A 20397-nucleotide genomic window follows, 5' to 3' on the forward strand; every position below is an offset into this window, starting at 1 on the left:
GAGGGTCAAGAAGGGTTATTGCGTGCATGAGAAGGACAGGCCGGCACTTCGACGGTAGCGCGGCGCGCCAGAGCGACCTCTATGGCCTCAACGACGGCCAGCGCCTGCAAGCCGGTATGGCCGTCGCTCTCGGGAGACGACCGGCTGCGGATCACGCGGGCGAAGGCCGCCATCTGCTCGACGTACGCAGCATAGGGGTCCGCACTCGCGTCGAGCGTCTCGACGACGGCCCCGCGCCGGTCGGTGACGCTAAGCGTATGCGGCGTGCCGGTCAGGCTTCCTTCGGTGGCGGCCAGGCGCCAGGTAAAACGAACGGGGGTGCAATAGTTGGTCACCAGCACGGCGCTCGCCCCCCCGACCAGGCCCATCAGCACCGCCACGTGATCGACGACCGGAGGCGTGGTCGTCACCGAAGCGGCACGGGGCTGAACGGTCTCCACCCGACCGATCAGATAGTGAAGCAGGTCGATCCCGTGAATGCCGAGTTGCATCATGGGCAGCAGCGAGCCGGCTTCCGGTTGCAGCCGCCACGAGCCGGCGGGCAACTCCCGGGCCGTGTCGGAAGAGAAGTGCATCTCTGCCGAGACGATGCGGCCCAGGGTCCCCCCCGCCACGAGCGCCCTCGCCCGGCGCGCCGGGCGGCTCCAGCGCATATGGTGCCCGACCATCAGAATGCGATCTCTCGTCTCTGCCGCCCGCACCATCGCCCGTCCGTCGGCAACGGTGTTGGCCAGGGGCTTTTCGACGAAGACGTCCATGCCGGCCTCCAGGGCCGCCTCCGCCTGCGCGCGGTGCAGATGATTGGGCGTCACGAGCGTGACGGCCTCGACGTCGCCCCGCTCGAGCAACGACTGGAACGAAGGCGCCGCCCCGCATCCGAAGCGCTCCGCAGCAGCCCGGGCCTCCGACGCATCCGGATCGTATACGCCGACGACCCGGAACGCGGGCGCCGCCGCAACGGCCCGTTGAATCGTCCGGCCATGTCCTCCCAGGCCGACCATGGCCAGCCGCACCGGGTTTTCGAACGTTGGGAAGGTCCCAGTCATGATATTTTCTCCCGGGAAAGGGCGGCGTCGATCAAGCGCCGCAGGTTGGTCAGACTGCGCCTCGAACAGTCTTTCAGGGGCGCGCAATGCGTCTCGATGGTCAGATGGGGCAGGTCCGTCTCATGAACGAGCCAGGGCACGATCTCCTCCCAGGGGGTCACGCCCTCCCCTACGGGCAGCCACGGCGCCTCGGGGCGATCCGGATAATAATCCTTGACGTGTACGTTGGCCAGCAGCGGCCGTATGCCGAGGAAGTCGTCGCGCGTGGGTCGGCGCCCGCCCCAGTGCAGGTTCGCCGGATCCCAGTTGAGGCGGAGTGCCGGATGCCCGATCTCACGGAGCATGGCGGCGGCGTCCGCCGGAACGTCGATCCAGTGCCGCGGCTCGTTTTCGAGCGCCACGACGAGGCCGGCTTCGACGGCCTGCGCGGCAGCCTGCTCGAGCCGCCGCATCACCCGCGTGCGGTCGGTCGGCGGCTCGCCTTCATAGCGGGCGAAGCCGAAAAGAATAAGCACCGGCGCCTTGAGTCGCCCGGCCAGCGCGATGGCCCGGGGCAGCGTGTCCTCCAGTTCGCGGCGCAGACGCGCCTCGTCGGCCACCGCTCCCTTGAACAGTCCGGGCGAGACGGCGGTGAAGCGCGCTCCTGCCGCCGCCGCCTGCTCGGCGATCCGCACCTCGTCCCGGGTAAAGGCCGGGAAACGCCCTGCGCCGCCCTCGCGCAGTTCGAATCGCCGGAGGCCCCAGCCCATAGCCGTCTCCAGGGCCTCCGCCAGATCCGGCGCCACCTCATCGGTAATGATCCCGATATCCGGCATTCGCGTGTTCATGGGGCCACCTCAGCTTCGCGTCGCCGCCGGTTCGGAGCCAGCACGGCATTCATGTCCCGCTCGGCCAGGCGCAACATCTCTTCCGCGCCGAGACGTCCGTAGGCGAACTGCTCGATGTACGCGCCCAGGATATCGAGGGCCCGGCCCACACGCGGAAAGCCGCCGGGGTTGCGGGCCGGCTGTTCCAGAAAAACGCGCCACCGGGCGTCGCCGGTGTACTCGGGCCTGAAGGCCACCGACCGGGTGGCCGGCGTCACGCTCCCGCCGGCCGCATAGCGCACATACACCGAATCTTGCATCAGGAACCGGGCGAACGCCCACGCCTCCTTCTTGTGAACCGACGCCCTGCCGACGGCGAACAGGTAGGCGCCCCCCGAGCTGAGCGAGGTATCCCTGCGAGGAATCGCCGCCACCCCGAAATCGAGATCCGGGTAGTTCTTCTCCAGCCAGCCGATGACGTGCGGCTCGCGGAGAAACATAGAGACCCGTCCCTGCCCGAATCCCTGCTGATCTCCTTCCAGGGACACGTCGTCGATACGGCGGCGAAAAAGAACCTCGGCATAGAAGTCCAGCGCCGCCCGACCGGCCTCGCTGTTGATCAGCGTGCGAACGCCGTCCTTGTCGAAAGCCTCCCCGCCCGCCGAGAACAGGAACGTCAGCCACTTCTCGGCCGTGCCCCCCTTGAAACCGGTCTTGCGCAACGACAAACCGGCACGTATGGGCGTCCCATCGGGACGACGGACCGTGAGGCGGTCGGCATAATCGAGCAGTTCGTCCCACGTGCGGGGCGGACGATCGGGATCCAGCCCGGCCGCCCGGAAGTGATCACGGTTATAATAGAGGGCCGTCCACACGACGTCGCTGACGATCCCGTAGCACGTCCCATCGAAGCGGGAAGCGGTGCGCGCCATCTCGTTGACGCTGTTCGTGTCGACCATTGCCACGATCTCAGGCGGCGCGGGGTCCAGCAGCCCGAGCCGCGCCAACTCGGCCGCCACGTTCGTGTTGACGTGGAAAAGATCCGGCGCCTTTCCGCCTGCGAAGCGCAGCCGCAGTTTGATCTCGAAATCCTTCAGGGAACTGCCCGGGAACTGCTCGATCAGAATGTCCACATCCGGATGAGCGGCCTCGTAGACCTGCTCTGCCCAGTGATAGAAAGCCACCTGCGAGGTGCTGATGAGCAGCACGAACACGCGCACGGGAAGGCGCCCGTCCGGCTGCCGCTCCGCCGGCGCATCGTCGCACCCCGCGCCGGACAGGAGCCAGCACGCCAGCAGCATGGCCCGAACGGCGACGTTCCGAAACGCGGCGCCGCGGCCGAGGACGCCCCCTCCGGGCCCGGCGATGTCCCCTCCGATCCGACTCATCCTTTCACCCCCGTCATGGTTATCCCCTGAATGAACTGCCGCTGCATGAGCAGGAAAAAGGCGATGATGGGCGCTGCCGCCACCGTCGCCGCCGCCATCATCTTTACATAGTCCGGGTTGTTGATGTCCGAGAAACTCAGGATGCCCACTTCGACGGGCTTGAGGGTCTCGGTGTTGATCACGATGAGCGGCCAGAGGAAATCGCTCCATGACCACATAAACAGGAAGATGGCATAGGCGGCCAGCGCCGGGCGAATGAGCGGAAGCACAATGCTGAAATAGATGCGCAACGGCCCGCACCCGTCGATCCGGGCCGCGTCCAGAAGCGCATCCGGAATCTCCTTGATCGTCTGGCGAAAGAGGAAAATGCCAAAAGGCTCCATCAAGCCAACCACGACGACGGCCCAGTACGTGTCCACCCATCCGAAGCGAACCATCATCTCATAGAGCGTCAGCATCTTGATCTGGAAAGGCACCATCATGGTGAGCATGACCGCGCCAAAGAGCATGTCCCGCCCGGCAAACTTCATCTTGGCAAAGAGAAAGCCGGCCAACGAGCAGAAGAAGAGCGCCGGCAGCATGCGCAAACCGGTGTAGATCGCGCTGTTCAGGAAGTACCGGAGCATGGGCCGCTCGGTAAAAACAGCCTTATAGTTTTCCCAGGTGAGCGGGTGCGGCAAGAGCGCCCGGAGAACGGCCGAGAAACGGTGCGGGGTGTTGAAGAAAGCCTCTGCATCAGAGGGGGTTTTGAGCGAGGTGAGCATCATCCAGAGAAGAGGCCCGACCATGAGGACGGCCCCGAAGATCAGGAGGGCGTGCACCGCCACCAGCCTCGGTGAAAGGCGGCGGAAGTACGGGCGGGCGGAGGCGGGCCGCGCATCGGGAGGGGACGGTATGGACCGGGAGGTCTGCATCGATCGGTTCATCGCCGGGCGGAGACGGCACGGACGGCTTCGACCAGGCGGTCGCATTCGTCTTCCTGGTTGAAGATGTGGGTGGAGACGCGGAGAGCATCCAACCCCCGTTCGCTGACGATGCGGCAACGCAGGCCGTGTTCGCCAAGTAGATAGCGATAGAGCTCCCGGTACGGGAGCTTTTCCACACGAAACGTGATCATGGCCGCGGCCAGGCTATCCTTGCCGGGGGTGAGGATCGTCACACCCGAGAGCGCGTGCAGGCGCTCCCGTAGATAGGCCGCCAGCGCGCGCGCCCGGACGGCCACCTGCCTCATCCCGATCGTCTCCAAAAAGTTCACCGCTTCGCCGAGCCCCGCCACGAGCGACGCGTTGCGCGTGCCCACCTCGTACCGGCGCGCGGAGGGATGGTAGCCGAACCGCTCCGGTAGGTGCACGTCGCCATCATCCCCATAGGCCCCCGTCTCCGTGGGGCGCACCTCGTCGAGTCGGTCCTTTCGCACGTAGAGCACGCCCGTTCCGTGAGGCCCTCCCATCCACTTGTGTCCGCTCGCGGCATACGAGTCACAATCGATCGCATGCAGGTTCACCGGGATCATACCGGCGGACTGAGCCCCGTCGATGTGGAACCACAGGCCCCGGTCCCGCGCCAGGCGGGCCATTGCCTCCACCGGAAAGCGGATGCCCGTCGGCGCCGTGACGTGGCTGACCTGAAGCACCCGGGTGCGCTCGTTGATCAGAGCGGCGATCCGCTCCAGGTTGCCCTCTTCACTCGTCGGATCAGGTTCGAAGATCCGGACCCGGATCCCGTCCTCCTTCTGCCGGACCATCCAGGGAAAAGAGCCGCCGGGATGCGCATGGGACTCGAAGATGACCTCGTCGCCGGCCCGCAGATCCAGGCCTGAGGCGACGACCGAGTTCCCCTCGGTAGCATTGCGCGTGAAGGCGACCTCCTCCGGATCCGCGCCCAGGAAAGCCGCCACCCCCGGACGCGTCTCTTCGATCAGGTGGTGCCCCGTCTCCGAGAGCGTCTGCAGCGAGCGGGTCGTGTGAACGACGGCGTCGAGGACGGCAAAAGGAGCCGGTCCCAGCCCGCCGGTGTTCAGGTAGACCCGCTCGTACGACAGCGGGTATTGCCGACGCACCAGACGCCAGTAGTCCGGATCTCCGGGATCGGGCAGTGGCGGGGGCGGTTCCCACCGGGGCGCGATCGCTCCGAAGAGTCCGGCTCCCAGCGCCGCCCGCCCGAGATTCGTCACAAACCGTCTGCGTGTTGGTCTATACATTGTTTCCCCTGCTCATGCCAACGTACGTTCCGTGCTTTCATCGCTTCCTGTCTATCCGCATCTGGAGGTACGTCATAGCGCCGATGAGCACCAGAAGCACCGCCGCAGCAGCAGAAGCATATCCCATTTCGTCGTACTGGATCCCCTGTTCATAAATATGATAAACGATGGTTCGGGTCGCGTTGACCGGCCCCCCCTGCGTCATGGCCAGCACGATGGTGAACACCTGGAAAGACCGGATGACCGCCGTGATGCCCACAAGCACCACGATGGACCGGAGCGACGGCAGCGTGACAAAACGGAACGCCTGCCATGGCGTGGCCCCTTCCAGCCGGGCGACCTCATAGTATTCCGACGGGATGCTCTGCAGAGCCGCCGCGAAGAGAATCATGTCGAAACCCAGATTCTTCCACACCGTCAGGGCCATCAAAGAAGGCAGAGCCAGTTCCGCATCGAGCAACCAGCCCTGCGGCGATAGGCCGACCAACGTCAGAAGGAAGTTGATCAGGCCGTTGGAGGCATAGAGCCACCGCCAGACCATTGCAGTGACCATGAGCGAGGTGACGACCGGCATGAAGTAGAGCGTCCGGTATACCTTCGCCCAGCGACCGCTACTCTCAACCAGCACCGCCAGAAACAACGCCAGCGCTACTCCGACCGCTACACACCCCGCCACGAATATGAGCGTGTTGCCCAGTGCCGAAAGAAACAGAGGGTCCCGAAACTGACGCAGGTAGTTCTCAAGCCCGACAAAGGGCGTGTTCCGGCGTAAAAGCCCGTAGTCGAAGAAGCTGATAACCAGGCTCTTGAGAATCGGGTAGTACTGGAACATGAGAAAGAACAGGATCGTGGGCAGGAGCAGGAGACGGGCTGCCTGTTCTTCCGACGTGATCCTGATGCGCCCGGTGAAGCTAAGCGCCCTCATATCTCACCTCCACGTGCTCCTTACCTTTGACGCTCCCCTCCACACACACGTAGCGGCTTGCCTCCACCCGCTCCTCTTTGAACGGCGCCTCCCGCCCGCCCCACAGCACCCTCCTCGGGCGCGTGCCGGAGGGCAGGAGCAAACGCAGCGCCACATCCGAGCCTTCGGCTTCGAGATCCAGACGCACGATGCGCCGATCCGGGTCATGATCGAAGCCATAACTGAAACGCCCTCTCCCCGCAGGATAACCGACCCGCATCCGGGCAAGGCGTTCGCCCGCGGCCACCCATCGGGGCGACAGACGCACCTGCCGAAACGAATGCCCCTGATCGACGATGCCGGCCAGCCCTTCGACAAACGCATACAGCATGGCCGACGAACCCCAACCGTCGGTAGGCATGGCTTCGGGACTTGTGCTCGTCTCGACAGAGGAAGGGGCGCCGTCGGGGAAATACCACAGATACGAGGCCTGCTGCGCCCCTATCATGTCCCGGTACTGTTCCAGTATCGCGGTTCCATAGGCTTCGAAGCCATGCTCAAAGGAGGCCCGGGCCAGTTCGCCGCCCACCAGGGGCATGATGCCGCCGTTGCAGTAGGCCCCCGGCGCCAGTTGATCGTCCCCGAAAATACCGGCGGGAAACGGCGGGTCGATACTGAACCACTCGGCGAAAGCACCGCTCGAGGCCCGGCGCCTCCGGTACTCCCGCAAGATCGCCGTGGCCATGTCGTGGTCGGCCAGCCCCCGGTTGATTGCCATCGGGTTGCTCAGACTCAGTTGCTCACGCTCGTCGACACCGAGATCCGGAGTCGGGGTGAGCCTGAAAAAATGGGTATAGAAGCGACCATTGAACAGCAATGCGTTGGCCCGCTTGCGCAAACCTTCGGCTCGTTCCCGCCAGACTGCCGCCCGTTCTTCTTCGCCCACGTGTTCGCACAACCGGGCCAGCAGGCGGGACGCTTCGAAGAAGCCGCTGTTGTCGCCGTGCATGATCCCCCAGAACGTCTCATCCGTAATCTGGAAATTGAGCCAGGGATGACGGCCCGCCGTGTAGTCGAAATCCCACGTGTCGATGGTATAGGGACGCTTGACCAGGCCATGCCGCGCATCCCAGCGCCAGGGGTGGGTCAACGTATAGGTCAACGCGCGTTCGAGGGCCGGCAGCTTCCGGTCGATCCAGTCATCGTCGCCCGTGGCCTGCCAGGCCAGGTAGGCGGCCTTTACGAAGCGGTATTCCACGTCCGCTTCAACCGGCACGCGCACCCACGTCTCCCAGTTCTCCCGTCCGCCGACGGGCTGCATGGTTACGAAGTCAAAGATGCGGCCGTTGCCGGCCTGTTGCCGGGCAAAACAATCGACGGCGCTCTGCACCTCTTCAGAGAAATATCTCCCTCCGCGCAGCATGTCCGAATGATCCCGTATCCACAGCGCGGGCGAGTCGGGGCTGCGGTATCCACGCACCATTTCCCCATCAACCGTCATCGTGACGACGTCGGCGTCCAGGAATGCGGCGATCTGCTCGCAGAAAGGGCCCCATCGGCCCGAAGACGTTTCGACATTCAACAAGAATACGACACGGATTAGTTGAGCGTCCCGGCGCTTCGACCGGGAAGAGTACGAACGCTTCGACCGGGAAGAGTACGAACGCCTTGAAAGGTAAGAGTACGGAAAACCAGAAACGTTATCACGTCATCACATCCCGATCCGCAAGGTGAAGCGGTGCACGTTGTCGAGCAGGTCCATCTGCGTGAACGCATAGTCAAAACCCAGGGCATAGTCCCCGAGGGCATACTGCAGGCCGGCGCCGAGCGAGATGCCCTCGATGGAGGTTTTGATCGGATCGCGCGTGCTGGTGCCGTCGTCTTTGGCCCCGGCGTAATTAAACCGGTAACCTGCCCGCAGGAACAGCAGATCGTAGAAAGACAACTCGGCCCCGCCGTAGACCAGTTGCTGGGAATCCAGGGGCTTGGTCGTGTCAATGGCCAACATCAGCCGCATCTGTTCCCGGTTCACCGGGTAAATCGTCGAGCCGATGGAGAAAACCAGCGGCAACGGGTTATCCTGGTTAAAGAAGGACATGTCGGTGCCCAGGTTGCTCAGGCGCGCAGCGATCTGCCATCCCGCCACCCCGACCCGGTAGACCGAGCCGAAGTCGAACGCCAGAGCCGACGCCCCGACCCCGTCGATGCTCTCATTGATGTACTTGACGGTGGCGCCCAGGCTCAGCCTGTCGAGCACGTACCGGGCATAGGAAACGCTGACGGCCAGGTCGGTGTAGTCGAACGAGGGGGAAGTCTCCGTGTCGGTGACGAGCCCCTGGAGGATGGGATCGGTGTACCCGTTCTGCCGGTTGGCCGGTATGTCCGCGAGGCCGAAATACTGTACGCCGAAGGTGACGGTGCCGTAGGCGGTGCGATACCCGGCGGCCAGGGCGCCGGCTTCGATGTCGGCGATCCAATCTACGTAGGAGAAACTGACGCTGCCGCGGCGGTTCTCGGTAAGGGCCGTCCCGGCAGGATTCCAGAAGATCTGCCCCGCGTCCCCGGCCAGAGCGGTCACGGCGGAACCGAGGGCAACTTCGCGCGCCCCGATCCCCACCTCGAGGAATGCAGCGCCGGTGCGTCCGGCCTTGCGTTGCGCCTCGGCGGGCCACACGACCAGAACGGTTAGCAACATGCTCAGAAAGAGAATTCGTTTCATGACAGACCTCATGAGTCTCAGCGTAAAGGCAGGGTCTTATCGAAGGATGGCGATATGACCGACGGCTTCGCGGTTGCCGTTATCGTAGGAAACATGGTAGATGTAGAGACCACTGGCGACCTCCACCCCGTCTTTGGAGAACAGGTCCCAGGTGAACTTGCCGTCGGTCGCCCCTTCCACGTTCGCCTGAAAGATGATCTGCCCGGAGACGTCCAGGATCGTCAGGGTATACGCTTCGGGCAGGTTCAGGAAATCGATGCTGTGGCTCGACGGGTTGTCCCGTTCATCGTTGAGGCCGGTGATTTTGTAGGGGTTGGGCGTCACCGTGATAAGCTGAGCCACCCGGTCCACCGGGGCCACCGGAGGCGTCACCGTAAACGGCGCTCCGATGTTTTTGTAGTTCTGCGTGCCGGGCAACGGGTAGTCCGCCGCCCGGATGGCGAACGGATAGGTGTCGATCCAGGGGGTAGAGAGGCCGATCACCCCATCGGGCGTCTCCCGGCTGTTGCGACCGTTCCGGTTAAAGTTGGAGGATTCGATGTGCGAGGCGGAGACAGGCCCTCGCGGTCCGGTGAAACTGCCCTCTTTGTAGGCCGAGACGTAGTACCAGTACGTAAAGCCGGTGATGGCCTCCGTGTCCTCATAGCTGTAGTCATACCCCCCCACGGGATCGTTATACTGGGACACTTCGCTGACCGGAATCTTCGCGATGAGTTGATACGGTCCCCATTCGGCAGGCTGGTAAAAGTTTTGCGTCTCTCCGACGAACTCGGCGAAGGCGTCGAAGTAGGGGTTGCCGGCATCTGCGAACTGTTTGATGCTGCCGCCGGGTTCGTGGAGGTGCTGGTAATTATCAATGAGCGCAAAACCGTTGGCTCCCTCCTGCTGGCTCGGAAACCAGCTCTCACGCTGGAACTGGGCCGCCCGCCAGATTTTGTACCCGTCGACGTCGGGATCGATGCCGGAGACATCGGTCCAGCGAATGCGGGAAGACCCTTCGGTCGTGCTCTCCAGACGCACCTCGGGAGCCGGCGGCACGGGCAGATCCGCGCGCACGTCCCAACCGCGCTCCCACGCCCAGCGCGCAGCCTTCGCCGCATCGGCGACGCCCTCCCAGCGGAAGCCGCCCGCCATGACGAAGGCGATCGTCATGGATTCTCCCACCTCCAGGGCAAAGGGGCCCATTCCGTGGTTGACGTTCTGACCGAAGGTATACTCCTGCGTGAACCCCGTCCCGCCGTAAAAATTCCCCGATGCCGCTTCCGGGTTGAGCCGGTCCTCCCAGACGGGTTGCTCGATTGCCGTCGGGCCGACGTCCACGCTGGCATACTTGTAGTCGCCGTTCGGGCGCACCCCCGGCGCAGCCTGACCAAAGGTGGTCACGTCGCCCGGCGTGCCTCCGGTGAAGAGATTCGGGTTCGGCGCCAGGTTTTTGTTGTCGAAGGTGGTGCGCTTGCCGTAATCTTCGTACCAGGTGGCCGTGGCCGAATAGAAGGCCAGGTCGGAGCGGTTCAGGCTGAACAGGCTCGGGTCCTGGTTGGTGACGGAGGTATACCATCCGGCCTCATTACCCACCCCGACGGGATGGGTGCCGAAGAGCGTGAGCTTATCCGGCGCTCCGGCAAGAGCGCCCGGGTTGTCGTCGATGGCCCCCTGCCTGGCGCCCAGCCACATCACCGCGTTCCAGACGTCGGTGTAACCTTCCAGGACCCGACCGTCGTTGACCCCGATCAGTCGGGCGCCGGGCGCCGGCGTGGTGCGCCCGTCGGTGCGTGAGGGCGGCACGTTGGCAAACCATACGTACATGGGCGGATCGTCCTGCTCCGCCGGAACGACGTAGCCCAACGTGCGCCCGGCGCCGAAGCGGTTGGAGCGCCCGGACGTCTGCGTGATCCGCACCGAGATGGAAGGGATCATCCAGGCGGCGGCCGCCACCGCATCAATGGCGTGCCCGGTCAGTTCCGGCGTGCCGTCCCCGTTGGCATCCACGACCCCCGTATTCGTCATCGAGATTTCCAGCACGACGAAGTCGTTCAGGTTCTGCTCGTTGATGGTATACTGGTGGGCGCGGACCTTGAAATCGATGCCGGCGGTGGTGGGCCACGCAGCTTCGTAGACCAGATGGGTTCGCGTCTCGTCGGTGAAGCGAGCCTCGCGCTTGTAATCGCGGGCAGGATCTCCGGCCCCCGGCACGTTGGGCGTGTAGTAAGCAAAGAGGAAGCGGTCATCCGGGGTCGCCTCGTCCGCCCGCAGGATGGGCGTAGGCCAGCCGTCCGCTTCGAAGACGGGGAAGACGAGACGGGTGCCGTCCCGCCAGTTGCTCGTCAGGTCATACCCGCCGGGCCAGATGCCGTTGGGTTCGAGCCAGTTGCCGCCGTTGGGCCCGAGGGTAAGCCAGTGAAGCGCCCCGGCATCACGGTTGGGATCCTCGACGCCGTTCTCCGTGAGCGTGTTCATGGGTTTGACGGTGTTCCAGAAGTCCCCGGCCACCATGTAGCCGTCGCCCTCCGTGGTAGGCAGAACACTCGTCCTGAAGAGCGGCGAAGGCACATCGCGTTTCTGAGCCTGCGCCGGAGCCGCCATCCCCCACATACCGGCCAGGCAGAGGCCCAGCAAGCCGGCCAGGCGCTGAATTCGTCTCATACGTTGCATGGTCATATTTCTTGCCTGTTGAAAAGAGCACGAGTGAGAGGATGCCGCTAGAAGCGCAACCGGGAGCCGAAGTACACCGTCCGGGCCGGCCCGTAAAGCGCCACGCCGTCATCCCGGATGAGCCGGGAACCGGGAACCCCTGTTTCCTGGAAGACTACCGGCCCGGTCGGGGTGTTGTCTTCGTACGCCACCACGTTCTGCCGGTCGGTCAGGTTGGTCACGTCGAGGAAGACATCCAGGCCGAGCCGGCCGGTGAAGCGAAACTGCTTCTCCACCCGCACATCGAGGCGATAGTTGGTCGGTGCGGTGAGCAACTCGCGGTCACGCGGGTCGGCGCCGATGGCCTTCGGGTATTGGAAGCCGCTCTCCAGCGTGCCGAAGAGACCAAGCGAAAAGTCAGCCGGAAGACCGGCCACCGAACGAAGCACGAACCGGTGACGCCGGTCGAAACCGCCGGTGATCGTCGAGCCGCCCTGCACATTGAGGGCGAAGTGCTGAAAGTCCTTCGCGTCGTCGAAGGGGAGCTGAGTCTCCCCCGTCTCCGGGTCAAAACGAAAATCGCGGAGGTTCTGTCCGGTGACGCGGGACTGCTCCACCGAAGAGAACGTATAGGAAGCCGTCAAGCCCAGCGTCACGTCCTCCCGGAGTTGAAGCGGCGCCCGTCGCAGCACCAGCTCGATCCCCCGCGCATCCGCATATCCGGTGTTGGTGATGTACGTGTACCGGTCGAACCCCTGAATCGCAGGCGCTCCCTCCGGCGTGAAGTTAAAGGCGGTATAGGTGACCGTGCCGTAATTGTCGATGCTGCGGGCATAAGCGTTCACATCGAGCCCCCATCCCGGCGTAAACTCCCATTGCACCCCCAGTTCATAGTTGTTCGACGTGATCGGATCCATCTCCGGATTGACCAGACTGAAGAACCGGCTGGTCGTATGAATGCCGCCGTAATTCTGATAGAGGGTGTTGAAGGGCACGAGTTGCTGGGAACGCGAGTACGAGAAATACATCGAAGCCGTCTCTCCGATCGGGTGCGAAACGCCGACGCTCGGATTGAACAAGACGTCCACCGGCACCGCCTCCCCACGCCGGACGAAATTGCGCGCCACCGTCTTGCCCCGGAAGTCCACCGTATCCCGGGCAAACGGGTAAAAGTAGTTCTCAATCTTTTCCATATCCCGGTTGGCGAAGGTCAGGCGGGCGCCCACGTTAATGATTAGACCGGCATACTCCATCCGGTCGGCAACATACAGAGAAAGCTCCCAGGGCTTGCGCGTCCAGTAGTCGATCCGGAACGGTTCCTCGGCGTCGTTGAGGATGGCGCCCGGGCCGGGCAACCCCTCGATGTGCATATAATCGAAGGTGCGCTGTTTGAACTCGGCGCCGGACTGCAGGAAATGGTTGAAGGTGACCTGGTTCGCATAGTCCACCTTGAACGCATTCGTGACGCTCTCCTGATCCTCAAAGAAAGGCGCCGGACGCGCGAGCCGGTAACGGGTGCCATTGGGCAGGTTAATGCCCGTCTCGCTGAAGTTGTCCGTGACGATGTCGAGGAACATCTTCGGGTTATTGGCCTCGTCCCGAGTGGCGCTGGTGCTGATGTATTTTTCAACCACGGCCGGATCGGTAAAGTCCAGAAAATCGCCGTCTTCACCGATTTCCTGGAAACCGTTGCCGTTGTCGTCGACGTAGCCGTAACGCGCCCGGTTGTAGGTGCGATACCCCTGCACGGTCAGGTATGAGGTGGGCGAGATCACGTGGCGCAGGCGAAGCGAACCCACGTAGCTACCGCCGTCCTGCTGGGAAACCCCTTCCAGATAGAAGCGCCAGAACTCCATATAGTCGGTATTATTCCAACCACCCCAGAGTCCCTTGTCCTCAACCAGCCCCACGGCAGTGATGCTCGTTTTATTGGAGAGCCGGTAGGTCGTCTTGAGTTGCCCGTTGATCCGCTTACGGAAATGATTGGGCAGAAAACCGTTCGTCTGGTAGAATTGCCCGGTCGTCCTGAAGGACCAGCGATCCGTGATCGATCCCCCCAGGCTGAAACGGACATCGTACTCGGGCCGATCGCCTACCTGGTATTTTCCCGGCGTCCAGGTGTAGAGCGCCTTCTTGAGCGGGTCCTCGACGAGGCTTTTTTCGGCCTGATAGACGTCCCCATCATGATAGAAGTCGAGCGAGTCCGGCCCCGGACGCGGGATCGAAGGGGACACGCGCGCCGAAAAGGATCCCCGAATGGGCCCTCGGGTTTCGGCCAGGGTAACGGCCACCACTCCGCCGGAGCCCGAGGCATACTGCGCTTCGGTCGCCCCGGTATTGACCGTCACCTCCTCAACCCCCTCGGGATTGATCGAAAGGATGCTGGGGCTGGTGCGATCGGCCTTGTTGGCGTTGCTGTAGATGGAACCGGTGTAGCGGGTCCCGGAGGAGAGGGTGTAAAAGGCGTCGGAGACGTCAACCCCCTCGACGAGCGTGCGCGTCTCAAAACGCCGACTCCCCCGGATGAACCCGTCATATGCGTTAGCCGTGCGTGAGATCACGTCTTCGAGACGGGTCACCGGCAGCCGGGCCATCTCCTCGCCGGTCACCATGGCCCGGGAATTCGTCTGATTCTGGTCCACGACGGGACGCTCCGCCTCAACAACGACCTCCTCTCCCTGAACGACTTCCTCGGAAAGCGTCACATCCAGGGTGAGGGTCCGGTTCGACGTGATGCGTACGTTCTCGAATACGCGCGTCGCATAACCGATGGAGGAGAAACGCACCGTGTAGGACCCGGGCGCAATACCGATCAGTACATAACGCCCATCGACGCCCGTTGCGGTGCCCTGACCGGTCTCGAGCAACAAGACCGTGGCTCCGGGAATCGGATCGCCGCCGGCCGCATCAGTCACACGACCGGCCAGTTTGCCGCTCTGCGCATACGCCACCGTGGGGAGCGTACCCAGGAGCAGGCACGTCAAGAGGCGCCGGAGGCATTTCCAGGCGAGTGTTCCTTTCATAAGAAAGCCTCTACTCGTTTTGTGGATGCGGATAGGTTTTCTATGGATAAGGGGATATGAGCCCGCCTTGAACGCGACGCCCTCTCTTTTTTATTTAAGGGGAGGTTTCCTCTCACGCCGGCATCGATTCTCTGCCGCCGAGTTCCCGGGACATATTCCGCGCTGCCCGGCGCACGGACTTCCCGACCCGCACGATCCGGCCATCATCCGTCACCTGGGAAGAAAGGATCGCAACCGTCAGGGCGGCGCACGGCCGCTGGCTGTGATCCCACACCGGCGCCGACACACAGAGCAACTCCTTGTTGTATTCGCCATCGACGACCGCATACTGACGGCGGCGAACGTCTTGCAGGCGATGCATAAACAGATCACGATCCGTGAGGGTGGCTTCGTTGTAGGTCTCCATGCCGTGCCGGTCCAGAATCTCCTCGACCTCCTCCTGCGGCAACCAGGCCAAAAGCGCCACCCCGGTAGCCGTACAGTGCGCCGGCACCCGGGACTCCAACTTCCGGACTACGGCCACCGACTTCGGACTGTCCATCCGACGCAAATAGACCACCTCGCCATCCTCCAGTTTGCTCAGGAACACCGTCTCGCCACACTCGAGCGCCAGCGCCTGCATGTAGCGCGTCGCGATCCGGAAAAGGTCGCTCTGCTCGGCAAACTTGTTGCCCAGTTCAAACAGGTAGGACCCCAGCCGGTACGTCTGGCTTTCCGGGTCCAGGGTCACACAATGATGTTTGCGCAGCGTCACGAGAATGCGAAAAAGGGTGCTCTTGGGAATCCCGGTCTCGCGGGCCATGTCGGCCAGGACCATGCCCCGGGGTTCGCGCCCCAGCAGGCCCAACACCTGCACGGCACGCTCCACAGACGGGATGAGATAGCGATTTTCTGTTTCAAATGTGGAATGGTGTTTCATTTTGTGTATGATTTAGATATTTTATGGGAAGATGTCAAGGGCGATCGGAGAGATTCCTTTTCACAATCTCTCAAATCGCCCCGTTTCGGGTGTTTTGGAGGGATTGCAGTAAGTTAAATTTACAAACGCCGTTTCAAATAAAAAACAAACGACACGAGAATGCTCCTTGCCTCCCCGCTCTCTCCGGCGCCGCCCGCCTTTCCCCGGGAGGCGCACCCGGCCGTCGCCACGGCCGCCGAGGCCCTGAGCCGACGCCTCGGCCTGCCCCCGGCCTGCCCCCGCGACACCCCCGGCCCGGGCCTCAACATAGACGTGGCGGACGGTCCGTGGAAGCTCGCTCCATCTCCCGCTCCTCAGGCATCCGACTGGATGTGGGCCCGTCTCGACGAGGAAGAGGGCGCCCTCACGGCTTCCTCCCCCGCCCTGCTCTACGCGCTGGTGCACCTCCTGGCCGACGGCCTGCTTGCCCGGCCCGGAGCGACCCTCTCCGAAGGCATTCTGATCGAGCCGACCTTCCCTTTCCAGCGCCCCCTCTTCGACACCGTGCTGACCCAGGTGGCCCGCACCTCGCGGGGCTTCGACCCGGAGGCGTACGTCGAGCGCCTGGCTCGAAACGGCTTCACCCACCTCGAAGTCAATGGGCTGGCCTTCCACGTCCCGTTCGAGTTCGGCGTACCGACCGAGTTCTACAGCCCCTTCTACACGTACTGTCCGGGTCTCCACCACTTCGTCGACAGCCCGCTGACGCGGGGGCTTTACCCGCCCGCCTACCTGCAGGCCAACCTGAACCGACTCCGCAGGCTGGCGGCCCTGGGGCAGGCGTACGGCCTCCGGCCCGGGTTGCTCTGCTTCGAGCCGCGCAGCCTGCCCGAGCACTTCTTCCAGCGCCATCCGACCCTGCGGGGCGCCCGCATCGACCATCCGTTCCGCTCGCACCTGCCCCGCTACACCCTGGCGCAGGATCATCCCGTCGTCCGGGATCACTATCGCCATCTGATGCGCAGCCTGATGGAGGCCGTGCCGGCGCTGGACTACCTCTCCATCTGGACCAACGACAGCGGCGCCGGCTTCGAACACACGGCTTCGCTGTACGTGGGCCGCAACGGCGGCCCCTACCTGATCCGGGAGTGGCGCAACCACGACCAGATCGCCAGGGCCGCCGCGGAAAGCGCGCTCCGCTGGCTGCGCCTCATGCGCGACACGGCCGCCGAAATCAATCCCGACTTCGAAGTGCTGCTCCGGATCGAGCCCTTCAAGGTGGAGCACGCCCACCTGCTCGCCGACATGGGCGACGGCCTCGGTCTGGAAGCCCCCTCGCTGCTCGTGCGCGGCTACGATCTCCCTTATCATCACCCGAACTACCCGGAACAGCAGGGACTGGCCGGCTCCCTCTTTCACACCACCTTCGACCCGCGGGAGAAGGAGCTGCTGGCCGAACACCGGGCCCGCGGCATCGAGCCGAAGATGACCTACTCGGTCAGTTCCTCCTTTAACATGGAGCCCCTGCTGGGCATCCCGCATCCCCGGCTGCTCCACCGGAAGCTGACGGCGCTGCGCGAGACGGGCTTCAGGGCCGTCAGCGCCTTCGGCGGCCTGCTGCATCTCGAAAAAACCCCCTTCTGGCCCCACCCCGGCATCATCCGCGCGGCACAGTTCACACCCGAACAACCCGCCGACACCGTGCTGGCGAACCTGGCCGAGCGGTGGGCCGGACCAGCCGACGCCGGGGCACTCGTCGCCGCCTGGGACGCCGTAGAAGAGGCCGTTCAATACTTCCCGGTCGTGCCGCTCTACAGCCACTTCGGCTTTGTCTGGCTGCGCACGTGGGTGCGCCCGCTCGTCCCCAACCTGGAGGCCATTCCGTCCGAGGAGCGGCGCTATTACGAAGACTTCATGGTCAGCACAGCCAACAACCCGAACATCAACGACCTGGGGCGGGACGTGCTCTTCGAGCTCATCAGTGAGGAGAGCGGCCGGCGCATGGCCGAACAGTTCGACCGGAACGCCCTGCCTCGCCTGGCCGCCGCCCTGGATCGGCTGGATGCGTACGTTTCGGCCGCCGCGACGCCCGAGGCTCGCGCCGTGTTCATCGACCTTCGGGACCGCGTTCGAGCGCTACAATGCTGGGCGACGACCCAGCGCAACACCTGTGCCTGGGTGGCCGGCGTCTACGGATACCGCCGCGCCGACACCGAAGAGGAACGCCAAAGACACCGGGACTATCTTCAGAGCATGATCGATCTCGAATACGACAGCACCCGGCGCCTGCTCGACCTGTGGGAACACAGCGACACCGAATTCATGCTGGTTTCCGACGTCGGCGAGACCAGCTTTGTCTATGGCGAAAATTTCGGGGAACTGCTGCGGCGCAAGCTCGCCCTCACCGAAGCGTATCGGCATCACGAGCCGTACATTGACGAAACGTTGATCTGGCGGCTGCCCTGACCACGATTCCGGATCTACCGATGACCACATCCTCTCCTTCCAACGGTCCTCCGTGGGGGCTCTTTGAGCGCCTTCGTCCCGACCGGATCGAGGCGATCCGGGCAACCCGGCCGGTGGCATACGTGCCCTGGGGGGCGCTGGAATGGCACAGCTACCATGCTCCAATAGGACTGGACGGGCTGATGGCGCACGGGCTGGCTTCGGCGCTGGCCCGCGCCTGCGGCGGCGTCGTCCTCCCGCCCGTCTATGCCGGCGCCGATACCATCAAGCCGTTCAAAGGCTTCCGTCACACGCTCGAGCACGCGCCGGAGACCATCGAGCGGCTCTGCAGCGAATACCTTGCCCAGCTCGACGACGAAGGCTTCCGTGTGCTCGTGGTCGTCAGCGGGCACAGCGCCGACGGACACCTCGGCGCGCTCCGGGCCGCCGTTGACGCGTTTACGGCGCGGGCGGGCCCACGGGCACTCCTGGTGGCGGCCTTCGACCCGGTGCGCGACGTGTACCCGCCCGACCACGCCGCTCACGGCGAGACCTCCCTCCAGCTCCTGTTCACCCCCGACCTCGTCGACCTGGGCCGGATCCCCGACGGTCCGCCGCCCACCCTCGACGCCGACGGTGTCTGGGGCGCGGACCCGCGAACGGCCTCGGCCGAAGACGGCGCCGCCATCCTCGAGCTGTTCGTACACCGCACCCATCGCCTCCTTCAACCCCTTTTCGACCGTTATCTCCCATGAACGACCGCCTCCTGGGCCGCACCGGCCTGCGCTGCAGCGAAATCGGCCTCGGCACCTGGGCCTTTGCTGCCCGGATCTACGGCGACGTCCCCGCCTGCGACGCGCTGGATACGGTGCGGGCCGCGCTCGACCTCGGCATCACCTTCTTCGACACCGCTCCGCTCTACGGCACACCCTCGAAGGACGGCGTCGCAGAGACGCTTCTCGGTCGCGCCCTCGGCCCCGACCGTTTGCGTGTGCTGATCTCGTCGAAGTTCGGCCGGTATGCCACCGAAGGAGCCGCCCCGCACTTTCACGCCCGGCGCGCCCGTGCCTCCGTCGAGGGCAGCCTGAAGCGCCTCGGAACCGACCACCTCGACGTCCTCTTTTTCCACTCCCCCTTCAGCCCGAATGAGATCTACGACGACGTCTGGGAGGAACTGGACCGTTTGCGGCAGGAGGGCAAGATTCGCTTCGTCGGGCACTCCATCTCGATGTTTCAGGATACCGAGTCAATGGCCCGGAGCTGGGCCGCCGAGCGGCGGATAGACGTCGTGCAGGTGGTCTACAGCCTGATGAACCGTGAAGCGGCGGCGCTCATCGACGACCTCGGCGCGGACGGCATCGGGATCGTGGCGCGGGAATCGCTGGCGAACGGGTTCCTCTCCGGCCGGATCACGCGGGATACCGTCTTCCCCCCGGGCCACCTCAACGCCCGCTACCCGCGCGCCGAGATCGAGGCCCGGGCCGACTATGCCGCCCGGCTGTCCTTCCTCGTCCGCGACCCGGTAAAGACGCTCCCGCAGGCTGCCTACCGGTGGGTGCTGGACAACCCGCGGGTGTCGGTGGCACTCAGCGGCGCCCGCAACGAGGCGGAGCTGCGGGACGTCGTCGCCGCCGCCGCGATGCCGCCGTACATGCCTGCCGAGCAGGCCCGTGCCGAAGCCCTCCACACCCGTGATTTTCAGGCCGCCTGACGTCCGGATCGCCGGCCTCCCCCTTCCCTTTGCACACCGGCTCACGCAGCATGAACGTCGCCCTCTTCGTGCCCTGCTACATCGACCAGTTCTACCCTCGCGTCGCCGTGGCCACGATGCGCCTGCTCGAACGGCTCGGCTGTACGGTGCACTTCCCGAAGGGACAGACGTGCTGCGGCCAGCCGATGGCGAACGCCGGCTTCGAGGACGCCGCCCGTCCCGCCGCCCGGCACTTCGCCGAAACGTTCGCGGGTTGCGACTACGTGGTGGCCCCGTCGGGGAGCTGCGTGCTGCACGTGCGCGAGCACCTGGACCTGGCCGGCGACACGGCGGCGGTCCGTCACCTCCGGGAACGCACCTTCGAGCTGTGCCGGTTCCTCGACCGCTTCCTCGACCTCGACCGGCTCGACGTGTCCTTCCCGCACCGCGTCGGGTACCACGCCGCCTGCCACGGCCTGCGCGGGTTGCGGCTGGGTCGCGCCAGCGAGCGCATGGCGCCCGACGTCGACGTGGTGCGCAGCCTGCTCGGCCGCGTCGCCGGCCTCACCCTCGTCGCACTCGACCGGGCGGACGAGTGCTGCGGCTTCGGCGGCGCCTTCGCCGTCACCGAAGAGGCCGTCTCGGTC

General features: G+C 64.5%; 15 protein-coding genes. 4 read left to right on the forward strand and 11 right to left on the reverse strand.

The window, feature by feature from the left end; genetic code table 11:
* Nucleotides 1–5 precede the first annotated feature (5 nt).
* From AC1HIY_RS06660 to AC1HIY_RS06710, 11 genes are all read right to left on the reverse strand, one after another.
* Nucleotides 6–1046 carry a Gfo/Idh/MocA family protein gene (locus AC1HIY_RS06660; protein ID WP_479575938.1) on the reverse strand — a complete coding sequence of 347 codons (1041 nt, stop codon included), beginning with the start codon at nt 1044–1046 and terminating at the stop codon, nt 6–8.
* A complete protein-coding gene (locus AC1HIY_RS06665) occupies nt 1043–1873 on the reverse strand; it encodes a sugar phosphate isomerase/epimerase family protein (RefSeq protein ID WP_479575939.1) in 831 nt (276 codons plus the stop codon). Before AC1HIY_RS06665 ends, AC1HIY_RS06660 begins: the two co-directional genes overlap by 4 nt.
* Entirely contained in the window at nt 1870–3240 is a 1371-nt protein-coding gene (locus tag AC1HIY_RS06670; RefSeq protein ID WP_479575940.1) for an extracellular solute-binding protein, read from the reverse strand. The genes AC1HIY_RS06665 and AC1HIY_RS06670 overlap by 4 nt, the downstream gene beginning before the upstream one ends.
* Nucleotides 3237–4154 (reverse strand): carbohydrate ABC transporter permease, encoded by a 918-nt coding sequence (locus AC1HIY_RS06675; protein WP_479575941.1) that lies wholly within the window; start codon nt 4152–4154, stop codon nt 3237–3239. Before AC1HIY_RS06675 ends, AC1HIY_RS06670 begins: the two co-directional genes overlap by 4 nt.
* Nucleotides 4155–4162: 8 nt before the next feature.
* Nucleotides 4163–5413, reverse strand: coding sequence for an aminotransferase class V-fold PLP-dependent enzyme (locus AC1HIY_RS06680; protein WP_479575942.1), 1251 nt, complete (start codon nt 5411–5413; stop codon nt 4163–4165).
* Nucleotides 5414–5477: 64 nt separating this feature from the next.
* Nucleotides 5478–6365 (reverse strand): carbohydrate ABC transporter permease, encoded by an 888-nt coding sequence (locus AC1HIY_RS06685; RefSeq protein WP_479575943.1) that lies wholly within the window; start codon nt 6363–6365, stop codon nt 5478–5480.
* Nucleotides 6352–7929, reverse strand: coding sequence for a glucosidase family protein (locus tag AC1HIY_RS06690; RefSeq protein WP_479575944.1), 1578 nt, complete (start codon nt 7927–7929; stop codon nt 6352–6354). The genes AC1HIY_RS06685 and AC1HIY_RS06690 overlap by 14 nt, the downstream gene beginning before the upstream one ends.
* A gap of 126 nt (nt 7930–8055) precedes the next feature.
* Nucleotides 8056–9063, reverse strand: a complete 1008-nt coding sequence (locus AC1HIY_RS06695) for a PorV/PorQ family protein (protein WP_479575945.1) — start codon at nt 9061–9063, stop codon at nt 8056–8058.
* Between the two features lie 36 nt (nt 9064–9099).
* Nucleotides 9100–11706 carry a T9SS type A sorting domain-containing protein gene (locus tag AC1HIY_RS06700; RefSeq protein WP_479575946.1) on the reverse strand — a complete coding sequence of 869 codons (2607 nt, stop codon included), beginning with the start codon at nt 11704–11706 and terminating at the stop codon, nt 9100–9102.
* Between the two features lie 56 nt (nt 11707–11762).
* Nucleotides 11763–14717, reverse strand: coding sequence for a TonB-dependent receptor domain-containing protein (locus AC1HIY_RS06705; RefSeq protein ID WP_479575947.1), 2955 nt, complete (start codon nt 14715–14717; stop codon nt 11763–11765).
* Nucleotides 14718–14829: 112 nt separating this feature from the next.
* Nucleotides 14830–15636, reverse strand: coding sequence for an IclR family transcriptional regulator (locus tag AC1HIY_RS06710; RefSeq protein WP_479575948.1), 807 nt, complete (start codon nt 15634–15636; stop codon nt 14830–14832).
* Nucleotides 15637–15795: 159 nt separating this feature from the next.
* On the opposite strand from AC1HIY_RS06710, the gene AC1HIY_RS06715 reads away from it, so the two are divergent.
* From AC1HIY_RS06715 to AC1HIY_RS06730, 4 genes are all read left to right on the forward strand, one after another.
* Nucleotides 15796–18081 (forward strand): hypothetical protein, encoded by a 2286-nt coding sequence (locus AC1HIY_RS06715; protein ID WP_479575949.1) that lies wholly within the window; start codon nt 15796–15798, stop codon nt 18079–18081.
* Between the two features lie 20 nt (nt 18082–18101).
* The gene (locus tag AC1HIY_RS06720) at nt 18102–18815 is read left to right on the forward strand and encodes a creatininase family protein (protein ID WP_479575950.1); all 714 of its coding nucleotides are present in this window, start codon (nt 18102–18104) and stop codon (nt 18813–18815) included.
* The gene (locus AC1HIY_RS06725; protein ID WP_479575951.1) at nt 18812–19771 is read left to right on the forward strand and encodes an aldo/keto reductase; all 960 of its coding nucleotides are present in this window, start codon (nt 18812–18814) and stop codon (nt 19769–19771) included. Before AC1HIY_RS06720 ends, AC1HIY_RS06725 begins: the two co-directional genes overlap by 4 nt.
* A gap of 50 nt (nt 19772–19821) precedes the next feature.
* Nucleotides 19822–20397, forward strand: a 576-nt coding sequence (locus AC1HIY_RS06730) for a (Fe-S)-binding protein (RefSeq protein ID WP_479575952.1), incomplete at its 3' end; no start/stop codon positions are given.

This window comes from Rhodocaloribacter sp., from assembly GCF_056451265.1.

What these genes read in the sequence shown, in the direction of transcription:
- AC1HIY_RS06695 (WP_479575945.1), bottom strand. Translation starts at nt 9,063, where the DNA reads ATGAAACGAATTCTCTTTCTGAGCATGTTGCTAACCGTTCTGGTCGTG.
- AC1HIY_RS06720 (WP_479575950.1), top strand. Translation starts at nt 18,102, where the DNA reads ATGACCACATCCTCTCCTTCCAACGGTCCTCCGTGGGGGCTCTTTGAG.
- AC1HIY_RS06670 (WP_479575940.1), bottom strand. Translation starts at nt 3,240, where the DNA reads ATGAGTCGGATCGGAGGGGACATCGCCGGGCCCGGAGGGGGCGTCCTC.
- AC1HIY_RS06675 (WP_479575941.1), bottom strand. Translation starts at nt 4,154, where the DNA reads ATGCAGACCTCCCGGTCCATACCGTCCCCTCCCGATGCGCGGCCCGCC.
- AC1HIY_RS06685 (WP_479575943.1), bottom strand. Translation starts at nt 6,365, where the DNA reads ATGAGGGCGCTTAGCTTCACCGGGCGCATCAGGATCACGTCGGAAGAA.
- AC1HIY_RS06710 (WP_479575948.1), bottom strand. Translation starts at nt 15,636, where the DNA reads ATGAAACACCATTCCACATTTGAAACAGAAAATCGCTATCTCATCCCG.
- AC1HIY_RS06705 (WP_479575947.1), bottom strand. Translation starts at nt 14,717, where the DNA reads ATGAAAGGAACACTCGCCTGGAAATGCCTCCGGCGCCTCTTGACGTGC.
- AC1HIY_RS06660 (WP_479575938.1), bottom strand. Translation starts at nt 1,046, where the DNA reads ATGACTGGGACCTTCCCAACGTTCGAAAACCCGGTGCGGCTGGCCATG.
- AC1HIY_RS06715 (WP_479575949.1), top strand. Translation starts at nt 15,796, where the DNA reads ATGCTCCTTGCCTCCCCGCTCTCTCCGGCGCCGCCCGCCTTTCCCCGG.
- AC1HIY_RS06725 (WP_479575951.1), top strand. Translation starts at nt 18,812, where the DNA reads ATGAACGACCGCCTCCTGGGCCGCACCGGCCTGCGCTGCAGCGAAATC.
- AC1HIY_RS06665 (WP_479575939.1), bottom strand. Translation starts at nt 1,873, where the DNA reads ATGAACACGCGAATGCCGGATATCGGGATCATTACCGATGAGGTGGCG.
- AC1HIY_RS06700 (WP_479575946.1), bottom strand. Translation starts at nt 11,706, where the DNA reads ATGAGACGAATTCAGCGCCTGGCCGGCTTGCTGGGCCTCTGCCTGGCC.